This window comes from Sulfuricurvum sp., from assembly GCF_028710345.1.
Taxonomy (GTDB): Bacteria; Campylobacterota; Campylobacteria; order Campylobacterales; family Sulfurimonadaceae; genus Sulfuricurvum.
Genome location: NZ_JAQTUH010000005.1, coordinates 223,805 through 238,989 on the forward strand (window position 1 = coordinate 223,805; position 15,185 = coordinate 238,989).

Consider the following 15,185-nt stretch of genomic DNA (forward strand, 5'->3'; position numbering starts at 1 on the left):
TATAAAAGGAGCTTTAGATGATAAGCTCAAATGTCTCTTCATTAATGTCTAATCAAACATACATGAATAATAATGCTTCTAATGTTGCAAATGTTAATACCGATGGATACATTCCACGTAATACGACTATTAGCGAAACAACCAATGGTGGTACTAAAGCGAATACATCAATGGCAACTTCAAATGGAAGTGAAAAATCACAAACTGATCTCACCAAAGAGGTTACAGACCAAATCTCTATCGAAAAAGTGAGTGAAGCCAATGTACAAGCAATCCGTACCCAAAATGAGATGCTAGGTTCACTACTCGATATTAAAGCTTAGAAAGCTTTTTATCGCTTTTCTTTTGTGCAATCGGTAGTGACGGTTTTGTAAAAATATTCATACTGGTAATCGTACTTAAGAGCATATTTTCAAAATCAAAATCTTCGACATCACGACCCAGCTCAAGTGTGCTAATCACTGCTTTTCCAATAACTACCCTACCCTTGACACCTTCTTTATTTTTAGTACGTATTCCCCATATATTATGCATTACCATAACCGTATCATCATACGTACCCACATAAAGGAGAACATGCCCTTTTTTATAGAGTATTGTTTGGAAAGGGATCCCTTTCTCTTTGATAAGGGTCAGTTTCTGGGTATTATTTAAATCTTTGAGTGAAATCACTTCCCCTTTTCGTGCTTGTTCTGCCGAATTACGAGGTAACCAAATCCCAAAAGGGGTAAAATAATCACGTATCATGGAAGAGCAATCACGCTCTTCAAACATACCACCCCAGCCATATGTATTACGTAACAGATTAGAGCCAATTTGATGTAACTCTTCTTTTGTAATCAAACGTATACCGATATGTGCTGCATATTTCGGAACACGCAATTCTCTCACAGCTCCGCTATTATCAATCCATAATGCTTTATACTCCTCATCGGATTCACCGATGGCAGACAACACCATTCCGATACGTGAATAGGTTATAAATTGGTTATCGATACTTTTAAGTGGAATCCTATCTTGTGTGATAAAGAGCTTCTCTTTTTTCTTTAACAAATCAATTTGATCCATTCTAAGGATCGCTATACTATTGGCTTCAACCCAACCAGAAGCGTTATTGGTAAAAACGTATGCCCATGCTCCATCTTGTGAGTAATGGGAGATAAATATAGGCTCATTAAAGGCTATACTGCTATTTTGGAGTAAATCAAACGGATACCCTTCACCCGGTTTTGCTGGATTTTTATAGAGAGGTTTGATCGTCGGCATTACCCGAAGATTCATCCATCGGGTTGTGATTGCAGGCTTATTAACCGTTGAAAAAGCACTAAAATTACTTTGCAATTCCATCTCACGAAACCATGTCGTATCATGTGGCTTTAAATTACTCCCATACCCGCTTTTAAATGCACCTATCGGCCACATAGCTTCTTTGGCACAAATCGGTGCAGTGGTGTAATTCCATGGCCGATAATAGTTGCCTTCAAACTGTTTTTGAATTTCAAAAATCGATTCCTGATTCATACCGTTTTTATCTACGTAAACACTAATATCTTGAGGGAAATTTTCTAAATCATTTGCTTTTTTACCATATTGAGGAATCTCATTTTCTATCTCTTGTACAAAAATTTGCTCATCAGAAGTAACGCTTATATTGTTTTCTTTACAAATAAGCGGAGGGGGTGGAGCTAAAGGAATTTGAGAGATTACAGGAGATTTTGTAGAGCTACAACCAGTAAAAAAAATGATAACTAAAAATACTAAAAATTTATAATGCATGTAAAAATGAAATCCTCTACTAATCTATACTGCCAAAACGACCGACAACACGCCCTATTACCTCTACTTCATCACGACGTGCAATAGAGATAGGGTAATCTTTATTGTCCGAAATAATATCGAGTTTGCCATCAATTCTTACTTGAATACGTTTAATAAAGAGCCCGTGTTCAGTACGAATTGTAAAAATTCCTCCACGACCGACATCGATTTTTGAACGGTTAATAAAAACAATATCGTTATAACTAAAAGAGGGTTCCATGGAATCTCCCGAAACATTAATCGCTTCAATATATCGAAGCTCTTTTTCACCACCTAATGATGCAACAAAATTCTCTTCTAGCATCAACGGTTCAGATTCAAATTCATCGTTATCTGCGCCACCACCAGCTGATGCACTCACCGATGAAAAATAACGAACCATGTAGACTTTATTGGTTGGTTCGATGAGACTTTCAGGAGATTGATTGTATAAAAGCCAATTGATAGCAATAGAGCGTTTGGCACAAAAGTCCAATAACTCATTAAAAGGGATTTTATTGCGCTTTTTCATTGTTGCAAAATTCATCTGTGAAATACCGAGCAACTCCGCAACATCTTTATCGAAAACTTTCTTGTCGGCATATTCGTTGGAAATAACATCTTTAATCATTTCGACAATATCATAAAAACTTTTCATCGTAATTTACCCTCCAAATCCAATTTAAAACACCATTATGCCATATTTTTAGAAATAATATGTCAATTTGCAATATTTTTAATACTATATTTATTTTTTTTCTACACTTTGTCAATAAAAAGTTACTCAAGGAGTAGAAGATGGCAAAGGTTATCAAAAAAGCAAATGGATTTATGACTCGATTTGAGTCACAAATGGAGAAATGGGCATCCCAATTGTTTTAATTACGTTCTATTACTCATCACATTCATCGTCGTTAAACTCTTTTTCCCGTCGTGATAGGTGATAACCTCGAAAGATATAAATGAGGAAAAGGACAAATAGAATGATGATAAGATTATCGACAATTTGAAAAAGCATTACATCCCCTCTTGATACGTGGTAAAGTTTTGTTTGATTGCTTCGTATAAAATTATTCCGGTACTGATAGCAAGATTGAGGCTACGTCCCTCTTTGGTCATCGGGATTGTCATGCATTGTTGTGGTGATGCTAATAAAATTTCAGAGGGGATACCTGCTGTTTCGCTTCCGAAAAAGAGATAATCACCTTCTCTAAATTGGTGGTCGAAATAGGGGATAGTTGTTTTAGTTGTGGCAAAGAAAAAACGCTCGCTGAGTGGGTTTTCGGCAAAAAACTCATCAATATTTTCCCATACACGCAAATCAATCTTATGCCAATAATCCAGACCTGCACGACGAACTGCTTTTTCATCGATATCAAACCCGAGTGGTTTGATTAAATGGAGCGTTGAGCCAGTATTGACACAAAGACGACCAATAGCTCCCGTGTTATTCGGAATTTGCGGTGTTACTAGTACAATATTAAACATTAAAAGATAACTGTGCGATTACTATGGACGAAAATGCGATCTTCCAAAGCCAATTTTAACGCTTTGGAGAGGACTATTTTTTCACCGTCACGCCCTGAGCGTTGCATATCTTCCCAACCGTAAGCATGATCGACATGAATAACATCTTGAGCAATAATCGGCCCTTCATCGAGATGATTATTGACAAAATGGGCCGTTGCACCGATAATCTTAACACCACGCTCATACGCCTGCTTATAAGGATTTGCCCCAATAAATGCCGGTAAAAATGAGTGGTGGATATTGATAATTTTATCTTCATACGCATCAACAAAACGGGGTGTTAAGATACGCATGTATTTTGCTAAAACGATATAATCAAGTTCACCGAAAGAGTGTAAACACTCAAGAACACGTGCTTCGTGAGTATCTCTATCCACTCCTTCATGAGAAACAGTATAAAAAGGGATGTCAAATTTAGAGACCAACGGTTCGAGAAGGTCATAGTTTGAGACTACCCCGACGATGGTTGCATCCAATTCACCTGCTTCATAACGGATGAGAATATCTCCCAACGCATGAGACTCTTTGGTAACCATTAAAACAATCCGTTTTTTTCGCGGTGCAATAACCTCTAAGCGAGATTCTTTTGGTAAAACTGCTAATAGCTCATTTTTAAGTGCATCCATATCTGCTTCACCACTCACCACACTACGCATAAAAAACTTATTATGAGCACGATCTACAAACTCGTTATTAGAGAGGATATTGAGATTTCGATGATAAAAAATATTGGAGACTTTATAAACAAGCCCTTTTTCATCATTACATTGGATTAAAATTCGATACTGTTCCGTCATGCTTTCTCTTTAATCGTCTCTAAACGAGAATCAATAGTGGCTAATAGATACTCTAAAAAATTGAGTGTTAAATCAACTTTTGCTTCAATTTGAACATTATTTGGGGATTGAAACCCTTCAAATAAGACCAAAAGTCGTTCCCTTATCCCATCGAGGATACGAATCTCCTCTTCATTGCGATCACTCTTTTCACTCACTATCTCATTTTTAATTTCTTTAAAAGGGGAGATTTCTTTTGGAGGGACGCTATGGATAACTTTTTCAGGTTCAGTCGTTTCATGAACTGTACTTAGTTGTTCAATCTCTGCAAGTGTTGATAAAATAACGTCTTTTAGTTCCATGCTCTCATTAACCACCTTTCAAATTGAATAAACTCTGCCTCTTCATCCATTTGGACAAAAAACTCTTTCATCTCACTATTAACACCCAAAAACTTTTTACGCATCCCTGAGAGCCGTCGTATAGCAATTTTTGCATCACCGTTGGAGGGATCTTTTTTTAGAATCTCTTTGTATATCTCAAGCGCCTCCTCTTTGAGGCCTTGAAGTTCATAAATATTTGCGAGGGTTAACGTTTGCATTTCGCCGCAAGATTTGCAATGATTGAACCCATTTCAGAGGTGGTGCAAATCTCTTTTGCATCAAATGCTGAAATATCTTTTGTTCGGTATCCTTGAGCAAGTGCTTGTTTGATACCATAATCAATACGATCCGCCGCCGTGTTTTCACCCAAAGCATAACGGAGCATCATTGACGCACTCGCTATTGTTGCGATAGGGTTAGCAATCCCCTGCCCTGCAATATCGGGAGCAGAACCGTGAATCGGCTCATAAACACCAATCTTCGCCCCAACCGAAGCAGAAGGGAGAAGCCCGATAGAACCGGAGAGCATACTCGCTTCATCACTCAAGATATCTCCGAAAATATTACCAGTGAGTATGACATCAAATTGTTTCGGATCACGAATCAACTGCATCGCCGCATTATCGACATACATGTGTGAAAGGGCTACTTCAGGATACTCTTTTGAGACTTCGATAACCACTTCACGCCACAATTGGCTTACATCTAATACGTTTGCTTTATCAACCGAACACACTTTTTTAGAGCGCTCCATCGCAATTTTAAAGGCAACGTGAGCGATACGCACCACTTCATCACGGCTATAGACCATCGTGTTCCATCCACGATTCTCATCACGCCCTTTCGGTTCACCAAAATAGATACCGCCGATCAACTCACGCACCACCATCAAATCAACACCTTTGACTATTTCTGGTTTGAGTGAGCTTGCATTGATGAGTTCATCATACACATTAGCAGGACGAAGGTTAGCAAAAACTCCTAACTCTTTACGGAAACGGAGCAATCCACTCTCAGGACGTTTTTCACGTGGAAGAGAATCCCATTTTTCTCCACCGATAGCACCAAATAGTACTGCATCACTCGCAAGAGAGACATCAATCGTCTCTTGAGGAAGCGGGTCTCCTACCGCGTCATACGCGCATCCACCCATCAACACCTCTTGGTAATTAAACTCGATATCTTCACACGCTGCAACTGCATCCAGAACTTTGGTTGCTTCATCAATAATCTCAGGACCGATTCCGTCCCCTTTGATTAGGGCAATAGTATATTTTTTCATTATTTTGTCTCTCCTGAAGCAATTTCAACTTGCGCATAATTCATTAAACCGCCCGAACTGATAAGCTCTTGCATAAACGGCGGGATTGGGATAAAGTTGTACACTTTTCCATTTGTAGTGTTGGTGATTGTCCCTGCATCCATATCGATGCTGACCGATTCACCCTCTTTGATCTCTAAACTCTCAGGAAGTTCAAAAATCGGCAAACCCATATTGAAAGCATTACGATAAAATATACGGGCAAACGTCGGAGCGATAACAGCAGCAACACCAGCCGCTTTAAGTGCGATAGGGGCATGTTCACGTGATGAACCGCATCCGAAGTTTTCATCGGCGACGATAATGTCACCCGGAGTCATTTTACTCACAAATGTCGGATCAGCATCTTCCATAACATGTTTTGCAAGCTCTTGCGGGTTAGAGGTATTGAGATAACGGGCAGCTATTATGAGGTCGGTATCGATATCTTTACCGAAATTCCACACTTTCCCTTCGATTTTTTGCATCACTAAATCCTGATAATATGAATTAATTTTGCGCATTATAGCCAAGAAGTCATTTGAAGAGTTTTAAAAGGGGTTCAATAATCTCTATTATCAAACCAAAAGTTTCTAAAAGATATAATTGCGAAAAATAAAACTAAAGGACTTTGATTTGAGAAGTCATTTTTGTACCGATTTAAGTGAAAAAAATGTTGGTGAACAGGTCATTTTATGTGGCTGGGCAAACAGCTATCGTGACCATGGCGGAATCGTTTTTATCGATTTACGCGATAAAAGCGGTTTGATTCAACTCGTATGTGATCCTGCTGATAATGCGCATGCACACAAACTCGCGAGTGACGTACGGGATGAGTTTGTCCTTATCGCTCACGGAACTATTCGTGCACGTGGTGAAGGTCTTGTAAATCCACGCCTCCAAACGGGTGCTATTGAAGTAGTGGTTAGTGAGTTGATTATCGAAAATCGCTCTGAGCCTGTTCCGTTTGTAATTGGTGATAACACTGTAGGTGAAGAGACACGTCTTAAATACCGTTATTTGGATTTGCGTAACCCTTCGATGTACAACACGTTTAAACTCCGCTCAAAAGCGGCGATTGCAGCACGCAATGTCCTCGATTCTTTAGGATTTTTGGAAGTCGAAACCCCTATTCTCACCAAATCAACCCCTGAGGGAGCACGTGATTATCTCGTCCCTAGCCGTGTCCATGAGGGTGAGTTCTACGCCCTCCCTCAATCACCTCAACTTTTTAAACAGCTGTTGATGGTGGGTGGATTTGATCGTTATTTCCAAATCGCAAAATGTTTTCGTGATGAAGATTTACGTGCTGATCGTCAACCTGAATTTACCCAAATCGACGTTGAAATGAGCTTCTGTAACCAAGAAGACGTTATCCGCGTTGCCGAAGAGTTGATTACTGGAATGTTTGCTGCGGCTGATCATGAAGTTCATGCACCGTTCAATCGTATCAAATACTCCGATGCAATGGAGTGGTACGGATCAGATAAACCTGATCTTCGTTATGATCTTAAAATGATTGATGTCATCGATATCTTTGCACGTTGTGATAATGAAATTTTTACTAGCATCGCTGCTAACCCGAAAATGAATCGTATCAAAGCCCTCCGCGTTCCGGGAGCTGATTTAGTATTCTCGAAACGTGAAATGAAAAGTTTCGAAGATTATGTCCGTAAATTCGGTGCAAAAGGTCTCGGATACTTTCAAATGAAAGAGGATGGTCTCAAAGGACCGTTGGAAAAATTCTTTAGTGCAGAAGATTTACAACTTCTCGTAGATCGTACAGAACTTCAAGTAGGTGACGTCGTTTTCTTCGGTGCGGGGGATAAAAAAACCGTATGGGATTATATGGGTCGTTTCCGTATCTTTATTGCTGAACATGAAAAAATGAACCTTATTGATAAAGATCGCTTCGAATTTGTATGGGTTGTTGATTTCCCGATGTTCGAAATCGAAGAGGGTCGCGTCAAAGCACTTCATCATCCATTCACCATGCCACGTGATTTGAATCACGAGCACCTCGAAGACATCGAATCGATCGCCTATGATATCGTCCTCAACGGAACTGAGCTCGGTGGTGGATCGATCCGTATCCATAAACAAGCACTGCAAGAACAAATTTTCTCCCTTCTTGGAATCGGTGAAGAGGAAGCTCAAGAGAAATTCGGGTTCCTACTCGATGCATTGAAATTCGGTGCACCGCCACATGGTGGATTTGCCATCGGATTTGATCGTTTTATGATGCTATTGTCCAAAAAAGATAGTATCCGCGACGTTATCGCATTCCCAAAAACTCAAAAAGCATCATGTATCATGACTCAAGCGCCAAGTCCTGTGGAGTTGAATCAACTACGTGATTTACATATACGTTTGCGTGAAAGTAGTAAATAACCTATGAAAAAGCTTTTTTTGATCATCGGAGCACCGGGTTCAGGAAAAACTACCGATGCGGAGCTTATTGCCGCACGAAACAGCGATCAAGTAGCACACTATTCTACCGGTGATTTGCTTCGCGCTGAAGTTGCCAGTGGAAGTGATCGTGGTCAACGTATCGATAGTTTTATTAGTAAAGGACTTATTGTCCCTATTGAAATTGCAATTGAAACAATTACCAATGCGATAAAAGAAGCTTCGGCTGATGTTATTCTTTTTGACGGTTATCCACGTTCATTTGAACAAATGAATGAACTAAATAAATTCTTGCAAAACGACACTTCTATTAAACTCCTTAGCGTTGTTGAAGTTGTAGTAAGCGAAGAGGTAGCACGTGATCGTGTATTGGGACGTTCTCGGGGAGAGGATGATAAAGTCGAAGTTTTTAACAATCGGATGAGTGTTTATACAGAGCCTTTATCTATTATTCAAACTTTTTATGAAGAAAAAAATCTTCTACAAAAAATAAACGGTGAACGTTCCATTGAAGCTATAGTCGATGAGATGGAAATATTTATCAAATCAAAAATTTAATATAGGATAATATCAAATGAAAATCATTCTTTTGGGCGCACCAGGTGCAGGAAAAGGGACACAAGCACAGTTTTTGACGAAAGCATTCGACATTCCTCAAATCTCTACAGGCGATATGCTTCGCGCTGCGATTAAAGCGGGAACAGAACTGGGAACATTGGCAAAATCATTTATGGATTCAGGTAAACTGGTTACCGATGAAATCATCATCGGTCTTGTTAAAGAGCGTATTTTAGAAGATGACTGTAAAAATGGGTTTTTACTTGACGGTTTCCCGCGTACCGTTCCACAAGCCGACGCCCTCAAAGAAGCAGGTGTTGCTATCGATGCTGTTGTCGAGATTGACGTTCCTGATTCAGAAATCGTTAATCGTATGTCCGGTCGTCGTGCTCACCTCGCATCGGGTCGTACTTATCATGTTGTTTATAATCCTCCAAAAGTAGAAGGGAAAGATGATGAAACGGGTGATGATTTAGTTCAGCGTGATGATGACAAAGAAGAGATTGTCCTAGACCGTCTCCGTGTCTATCATGAATTGACGCAACCGCTTGTCGCTTATTATCATGGTGTTTCAGACAGCGACAGTTCTGTAAAATACATTCGCATTGATGGAACTCAGAAAATCGACGTGGTTGAAAAAGAGATTTTAGAAAAACTTCAATAATTAATTTTAAGCTTGATTTTTTATTAATATATAACCTACTCCAAAAGTAGTTTTTATATTAAGCTCAGGTAGCTTTTTTCTAAGGCTACTTACTAAATCTCTAATAGTTATTATTGACACTTTTTTTTCTTCCCAAACTGCTATTTTAATTTCATTAATTGTTAATGTACGATTGATATTATTCATAAATAAATCTAGTAATTTTTTTTCTACTCCAGAGATTACAAAAGGTACATTTCGAATAAAAATTTCTTTACTTGATACTTCATAATAAATTTCATGGTTATATACTATATGATTTTTGTCTGGTATTATTATTTTATTTTGAACTTTTCTTGCAAGATTAATAGCTATTTGAATATCTGATTCTTTAATTGGCTTGACTATATAGCTGTAAGGATTCGTTGAGAGAGCTTCGTGTATAGTGTTTTGATCATTGTAAGCACTCACAAAAAATATTGTTGGTTTTTGAGGCATAAATACTTTTTTAACGACACTAATGCCATCAAGGGAACCTTGTATATTAATATCCATAAAAATAAGATTTGGTTTGTGTTGCGTCAATATATTGATTGCATCATCGCTGTTATAACAAACTCCTACTATATTTTCGCCCATATCTAAAACTATTTTTTTAATAAATAGTGACACAAGCGGCTCATCTTCAACTATGAGCACATTTAATTTTCCCCAATTTTTCATTAATCATACACTTTCATTAAATATGATTTTAAGTTGCGTTCCGGATTCTGAGGACAAAGTGATTTTTGCGTTATTTTTATGAACATACGCGTAAATCAACTCAAATCCAAGCCCATGATTATTTTTATGCTTATCTACTTCAAATCCAATTCCATTATCCAAATATTCAAATATGAATTTGTCCTTTTCTTTGTAAAAATCTACATGAATGGAGGGCTTATCTATTGAATCAAAGGCATATTTATGACTGTTGATAATTAGTTCATTTAAAATAAATCCTATTGCAATAGATAAATCATATTTAATAACGATATCTTCTATATTAGGACAATACATAATTCTCTTCTCTTGCACTACAAAAGTCTCTATAATTCCTTGAATATATGTTTTAATATTTACAGAATCAATATCTGATACTTTAAATAGATCATGTAAAGAAGATATAGAATAGATTCTTTTCATGGTTTGCTCTATAACCAGTAATGCATTTTTATCTACAATAGATTCTTTTTGCACCGAAAGAAAAGTCAAGATAAACTGAAAATTATTTTTTACTCTATGATGTAGTTCATTAATCATCAAACTTAAAGCATTTGTTTGTTCATCAACTTTGTTTTGTAATTGAGTGTTAAATGCTCTTGATTGAATGGATAGGATTGAAATGGATATTAAAGTAACGGTTGTAACAATGATAAAACTTTGCAAAAGAAGAAGTGAGTGGTTTATGTTCTGAACGTAAAATGGACCGCTCTTATGTACCGTCATAATGACCGCCACAACCGAGACAATAAATATTGCCAGATAGGTATGTATCTTTTCAAAATTTAAAGCAAACAAAAGCAAGATTGGCCACGACAAATACACTAATGGGTAAAAAGAATATTTCCCAGCAAAAAAGAATCCAAAGCTGAACAAAGTAATAAATGTTAGAATCAAATAAAATAATACGAGTAAAAATAGTAGTTTAAATTCTATTTTTCTCAGGTTCCATGTTGGATTCCATAAATGTACCATAGGTGTAATCAATAATATTCCTGCCGTATCTCCTAGTAACCACGTTATCCATGTTTCTAGAAACGATTTTTCTGAAATAAATTCACCTAAATAAAGGGCTGAAACTCCTATTGAGCTGCTTATCAAACATATAAAAAAAATGTTTGAGCTAAACAACAAAAATGAATTTACTGAATGAAAAATATCTTTACCAATAATGCGATTTATTAACCAAGCACCTGCAATTGCTTGTAATAAAATTCCAATACTAACGCTAATTCCTATCCAAAAGATACTTAATTTTATTGTTGCAAAATCAGTATTAATGATAGGCTCAATCGTTATTAAAAATGCACCTATAAAAATTCCAAGCCATGCTTTTCTCTGAAAGATTAACGCCATTGAAAGAGCAAAGCCTGAGGCTGGCCAAACAGGCGTTGCAATACCGGGTGGAATAGCAACAATATGTCCAATATAACCGAATAAAAAATAGATCATAACAATCCATATGGTTATAAGGGGTTGTTGATTCATAAAATATTCCCTAAATTAATTTCAATATATTTTGATTTTTTTTATTTATATTGTACAGTAATAAAAAACAATATTCTTTTTTTATTAATAAATTATTAGATTTTTTATAAAATTACAATTTAATTTTCTAAATTAGTTCTCTGAATAATTAGATTGCCACGCTTCGCTCACAATGACATTCTCCCGTCACTGCGAGGTTTTGAAAAACCGTGGCAGTCCATAAGAAGTTTAATCAAAGGTCTTAAATATAATATATTAGCAATAGTGCATCATAGCAACATCGAAAGTTAGATAAACTGACCCCGTATACCCTATAGGGCACAAGAACCTCTTTGAGGTCCACGGGATCTCTCTAGTGGATTAGCGAACCTGCAACACAACATAATAGTTGGTGTCGTCGGGGTCACTATCAACATAACCGTAGTACAGACCCATCAGGGCGTGCCCATTCGTACTGGGAGTAGCAGACCAGTACGCATAATCCTGCCATCCCGCAGGGGTTCCGCTCGTACCCACTCCAGTATTATGAGCATCCCATACAGCGGCTAAGTCAGTGTAAGATGTTAGATTATCGTTTAAAGAGTACCATGCTCCCTCATTGGCTAATCCTGTTCCTGTAGTCAGGAGAACAACACTAACCCCATTGATAGTGGCGTAGCGGTAGTCATTGGTCGTGCCGTAAGCTCCATCATAATTTGCTACTGTAGTGTTGACCGTGCCGTTAATATCATGGTTAAAGAGTCCATCAAGAATGTCATGAGTGGTGATGTCCAGACCTCCGTTAAGGCTTCCTATATTTGCATTCGTTCCATCACCCGATCTATCCCAATAGTAAAACCATTTACCTCCCACATGGACAGGGGCGATAAGGAAACCGTACGTTGCTCCTAGATCGATTACATCATTCATAACACGAAGTGTCACGTTTTGGTCGGTGTGGTTGTTAGCCGTATCCGTTGCCGTAATGGTGAGGTTGTAATCATTATGTGCTCCGCTGATAGTCGGAAGAGCTTTAAAGGTTACATTACCATCGGAAGCGATGTTAAACAAATCGTTACTTCCTACTCCTGTAGCGAGGGTATAAGTGATATTAAGATCATTATTCGCCGTAGCATCATAGACGATAGTCGAGGTGGTGAAGTTCCCATCGAGCAGATCATCCGCTACCGTAGCAGAGCTAAAGACGGGAGCAGTGGCGGTAGGTGTTGTCGTTGCACTTCCTCCACCGCATCCGAGGAACAATAATCCTGAGAGTATCAGGGTGGTTAGTATTTTTACACTTTTAAGATTCATTGGGATTCCTTAGTTTTGTTTTTAGTTGTCATTCCCTCTCTGAAAGTGGAAACAAGCGGAAGTCTCTCTCGTGGGCTAACGAACCTGCAAGGCAACAAAAACGTTGTAGGTGTCGACGCTGTACCCGACAGCACCACCATATAGAACCACATCGGCGTGCCCATTGGTACTCGGTGTGGCCGAGCAGTAATAACCACTGACACCACTCCATCCTGCTGGCATTCCACTGGTTTGGTAGCCCGTGTTGTGTGCATCCCAGATAGCGGCGAGATCAGTATAAGCACCGTTATCGTTTAAATAGTATGATGTTGGCTCATTAACCAACCCTGTCCCACTCGTTGGTAGAGCGAGATTAACCCCATTGAGAGTGGCGTAGCGGTAATCATTAGTCGTGCCGAAGAGTCCGTCAACGTTTGCCACTGTAGTGTTTACCGTTCCGTTGATGTCATGGTTAAAGATTCCATCTAGGACATCGTGGGTCGTATAATCCACTCCGCCATTGAGGATTCCCGTGTCGGCGCTCGTTCCATCACCGCTTCGATCCCAATAGTAAAACCATTTACCTCCTACGTGGACAGGAGCGATAAGGAAACCATACGTTGCTCCTAAATCGATTACATCATTCATAACACGAAGTGTCACGTTATGGTCGGTGTGATTGTTAGCCGTGTCGGTTGCGGTGATGGTGAGGTTATAATCATTATGTGCTCCACTGATAGTCGGAAGAGTCTTAAAGGTTACATTACCATTCGAAGCGATATTAAACGAATCGTTATTTGCAATACCCGATGCGAGGGTATAGATGACATTGACATCATTATCCGCTGTTGCGTCATAGACGACAGTGGAGGTGGTGAAGTTCCCATCGAGTATATCATCGGCTACGGCAGCAGAACTAAAGACGGGGGCAGTGGCGGTAGGTGTTGCAGTCCCACCACCTCCGCCACCGCATCCGATGAAAAACATCCCTGAGAATATCAGGGTGGTTAAGATTTTTGTATATTGAAATTTCATAAAATTCCTTAGTTTTGTTTTTTAGTTGTCATTCCCACTCGAAGAGTGGTAACGAGGGGTCAATACACTACAACACCTGGAGTACGACATACCTGCTGTTGTTGTCGCTGAGACCGAAGACCATGGCGTATATTAGATCCACAACGCCGTGCCCATAGGTACTCGGCGTAGCAGACCAGTAATTGCTACCCGGCCATCCCGTTGGCGTTCCACTCGCTATGTAACCGCCATTAAATGCATCCCAAATAGCAGTGAGATCGGTGTAAGCTCCGTTATCGCTTAGTGAGTACCCGCTCGTTTCATTGGCTAATCCTGTCCCTGTAGTAGGAAGGGCAACTTGTACACCGTTGATCGTCGCATAGCGGTAGTCGTTGGTGGTACCGTAAGCTCCGTCATAGTTAGCCACTGTGGTATTTACCGTACCGTTGATATCATGGTTAAAAAGCGCATCAAGAACATCATGGTTCGTAACGTCAACTCCACCGTTGAGGCTTCCCGCGTCGGCACTAGTTCCATCCCCGCTTAGGTCCCAATGGTAAAACCATTTTCCCCCTACATGTACAGGGGCGATAAGCAGTCCATACGTTCCCAAATTGATTACATCATTTATAACACGCAGTGTCACGTTTTGGTCAGTGTGGTTGTGGGCTGTATCGGTGGCACGGATGGTGAGGTTATAATCGTTGTGTGCTCCGCTTACGGTAGGAAGAGCTTTAAAGGTAACATTACCATCGGAGGCAATGTTAAACAAATCGTTACTTCCTACTCCTGATGCTAGGGTATAGGTGACGTTAATATCATTATCTGCCGTAGCATCATAAACGACTGTAGAGGTGGTGAAATTACCATCGAGCAAATCATCCGCTACCGTAACAGAACTAAAGACAGGGGTAGTGGTATCTGTAGAAGCAGGTGTTGCAGTCCCACCACCTCCGCCACCGCATCCGATGAAGAACACGCTTGCGAGTATCAGGGTGGTTAAGATTTTTGCACTTTTAAGATTCATAGGGATTCCTTGGTTTTGTTATTGAGCTGTAGACCACGATGGCGTTCTAGGCTACTTACGGTTGTAGGCTTGTATATATGAGCGTTATTACTTTGAACCCCACGATGGTGCTTAACAACTTTTACTGGTTCTAATGCAAATGCAGAGCTAACCGTTAATGCAAATACAACAACACCTATTGATATTTTTTCTAATAAAACCATTGACATTAGCTCTCCTCGATGTT

At 39.2% G+C, this 15,185-nt stretch carries 19 protein-coding genes; 4 read left to right on the forward strand and 15 right to left on the reverse strand.

The window, feature by feature from the left end; translation table 11 throughout:
• Nucleotides 1–17 precede the first annotated feature (17 nt).
• Complete coding sequence (locus PHC76_RS08745; protein ID WP_299971875.1) at nt 18–323, forward strand: flagellar basal body rod C-terminal domain-containing protein; 306 nt, start codon at nt 18–20, stop codon at nt 321–323.
• Here PHC76_RS08745 and PHC76_RS08750 read toward each other — a convergent pair.
• The 9 genes from PHC76_RS08750 to PHC76_RS08790 all read right to left on the reverse strand — a co-directional run bounded on the left by PHC76_RS08750 (nt 313) and on the right by PHC76_RS08790 (nt 6,274).
• Nucleotides 313–1,776, reverse strand: a complete 1,464-nt coding sequence (locus PHC76_RS08750) for an SH3 domain-containing C40 family peptidase (RefSeq protein WP_299971877.1) — start codon at nt 1,774–1,776, stop codon at nt 313–315. The genes PHC76_RS08745 and PHC76_RS08750 overlap by 11 nt on opposite strands.
• Nucleotides 1,777–1,795: 19 nt before the next feature.
• Nucleotides 1,796–2,455 (reverse strand): LexA family transcriptional regulator, encoded by a 660-nt coding sequence (locus tag PHC76_RS08755; RefSeq protein ID WP_299971879.1) that lies wholly within the window; start codon nt 2,453–2,455, stop codon nt 1,796–1,798.
• 234 nt (nt 2,456–2,689) lie between these two features.
• Nucleotides 2,690–2,815 carry a hypothetical protein gene (locus tag PHC76_RS08760; protein ID WP_299971881.1) on the reverse strand — a complete coding sequence of 42 codons (126 nt, stop codon included), beginning with the start codon at nt 2,813–2,815 and terminating at the stop codon, nt 2,690–2,692.
• Nucleotides 2,815–3,285 (reverse strand): tRNA (cytidine(34)-2'-O)-methyltransferase, encoded by a 471-nt coding sequence (locus PHC76_RS08765; protein WP_299971883.1) that lies wholly within the window; start codon nt 3,283–3,285, stop codon nt 2,815–2,817. The genes PHC76_RS08760 and PHC76_RS08765 overlap by 1 nt, the downstream gene beginning before the upstream one ends.
• Nucleotides 3,285–4,124 (reverse strand): formyltetrahydrofolate deformylase, encoded by an 840-nt coding sequence (purU, locus tag PHC76_RS08770; protein WP_299971884.1) that lies wholly within the window; start codon nt 4,122–4,124, stop codon nt 3,285–3,287. The genes PHC76_RS08765 and purU overlap by 1 nt, the downstream gene beginning before the upstream one ends.
• The gene (locus PHC76_RS08775) at nt 4,121–4,465 is read right to left on the reverse strand and encodes a hypothetical protein (RefSeq protein ID WP_299971886.1); all 345 of its coding nucleotides are present in this window, start codon (nt 4,463–4,465) and stop codon (nt 4,121–4,123) included. The genes purU and PHC76_RS08775 overlap by 4 nt, the downstream gene beginning before the upstream one ends.
• Nucleotides 4,456–4,704, reverse strand: coding sequence for a tetratricopeptide repeat protein (locus PHC76_RS08780; RefSeq protein WP_299971888.1), 249 nt, complete (start codon nt 4,702–4,704; stop codon nt 4,456–4,458). Before PHC76_RS08780 ends, PHC76_RS08775 begins: the two co-directional genes overlap by 10 nt.
• Nucleotides 4,692–5,768: a 3-isopropylmalate dehydrogenase gene (gene leuB / locus PHC76_RS08785; RefSeq protein ID WP_299971890.1), complete on the reverse strand. Its 1,077-nt coding sequence runs from the start codon at nt 5,766–5,768 to the stop codon at nt 4,692–4,694. Before leuB ends, PHC76_RS08780 begins: the two co-directional genes overlap by 13 nt.
• Nucleotides 5,768–6,274 (reverse strand): 3-isopropylmalate dehydratase small subunit, encoded by a 507-nt coding sequence (locus tag PHC76_RS08790; protein WP_299971892.1) that lies wholly within the window; start codon nt 6,272–6,274, stop codon nt 5,768–5,770. The genes leuB and PHC76_RS08790 overlap by 1 nt, the downstream gene beginning before the upstream one ends.
• A gap of 148 nt (nt 6,275–6,422) precedes the next feature.
• Here PHC76_RS08790 and aspS point away from each other — a divergent pair, with 148 nt between their 5' ends.
• The 3 genes from aspS to adk are packed head-to-tail and all read left to right on the forward strand — an operon-like array spanning nt 6,423 to nt 9,417.
• Entirely contained in the window at nt 6,423–8,177 is a 1,755-nt protein-coding gene (gene aspS / locus PHC76_RS08795) for an aspartate--tRNA ligase (protein WP_299971894.1), read from the forward strand.
• A gap of 3 nt (nt 8,178–8,180) precedes the next feature.
• Nucleotides 8,181–8,753 (forward strand): adenylate kinase, encoded by a 573-nt coding sequence (locus PHC76_RS08800; RefSeq protein ID WP_299971896.1) that lies wholly within the window; start codon nt 8,181–8,183, stop codon nt 8,751–8,753.
• A 16-nt stretch (nt 8,754–8,769) separates the two neighbouring features.
• Nucleotides 8,770–9,417, forward strand: coding sequence for an adenylate kinase (gene adk / locus PHC76_RS08805; protein ID WP_299971898.1), 648 nt, complete (start codon nt 8,770–8,772; stop codon nt 9,415–9,417).
• 6 nt (nt 9,418–9,423) lie between these two features.
• On the opposite strand, the gene PHC76_RS08810 is transcribed toward adk, so the two are convergent.
• The 6 genes from PHC76_RS08810 to PHC76_RS08835 all read right to left on the reverse strand — a co-directional run.
• Entirely contained in the window at nt 9,424–10,119 is a 696-nt protein-coding gene (locus tag PHC76_RS08810) for a response regulator (RefSeq protein WP_299971900.1), read from the reverse strand.
• A gap of 3 nt (nt 10,120–10,122) precedes the next feature.
• On the reverse strand, nt 10,123–11,646 hold the full coding sequence (locus PHC76_RS08815; RefSeq protein ID WP_299971902.1) for an MASE1 domain-containing protein: 1,524 nt from the start codon (nt 11,644–11,646) through the stop codon (nt 10,123–10,125).
• A gap of 360 nt (nt 11,647–12,006) precedes the next feature.
• Entirely contained in the window at nt 12,007–12,939 is a 933-nt protein-coding gene (locus PHC76_RS08820; protein WP_299971904.1) for a hypothetical protein, read from the reverse strand.
• 75 nt (nt 12,940–13,014) lie between these two features.
• On the reverse strand, nt 13,015–13,953 hold the full coding sequence (locus PHC76_RS08825; RefSeq protein WP_299971906.1) for a hypothetical protein: 939 nt from the start codon (nt 13,951–13,953) through the stop codon (nt 13,015–13,017).
• Between the two features lie 67 nt (nt 13,954–14,020).
• Nucleotides 14,021–14,959 carry a hypothetical protein gene (locus PHC76_RS08830; RefSeq protein WP_299971908.1) on the reverse strand — a complete coding sequence of 313 codons (939 nt, stop codon included), beginning with the start codon at nt 14,957–14,959 and terminating at the stop codon, nt 14,021–14,023.
• Nucleotides 14,956–15,185, reverse strand: a 230-nt coding sequence (locus tag PHC76_RS08835; RefSeq protein ID WP_299971909.1) for a hypothetical protein, incomplete at its 5' end; no start/stop codon positions are given. The genes PHC76_RS08830 and PHC76_RS08835, both read right to left, overlap by 4 nt.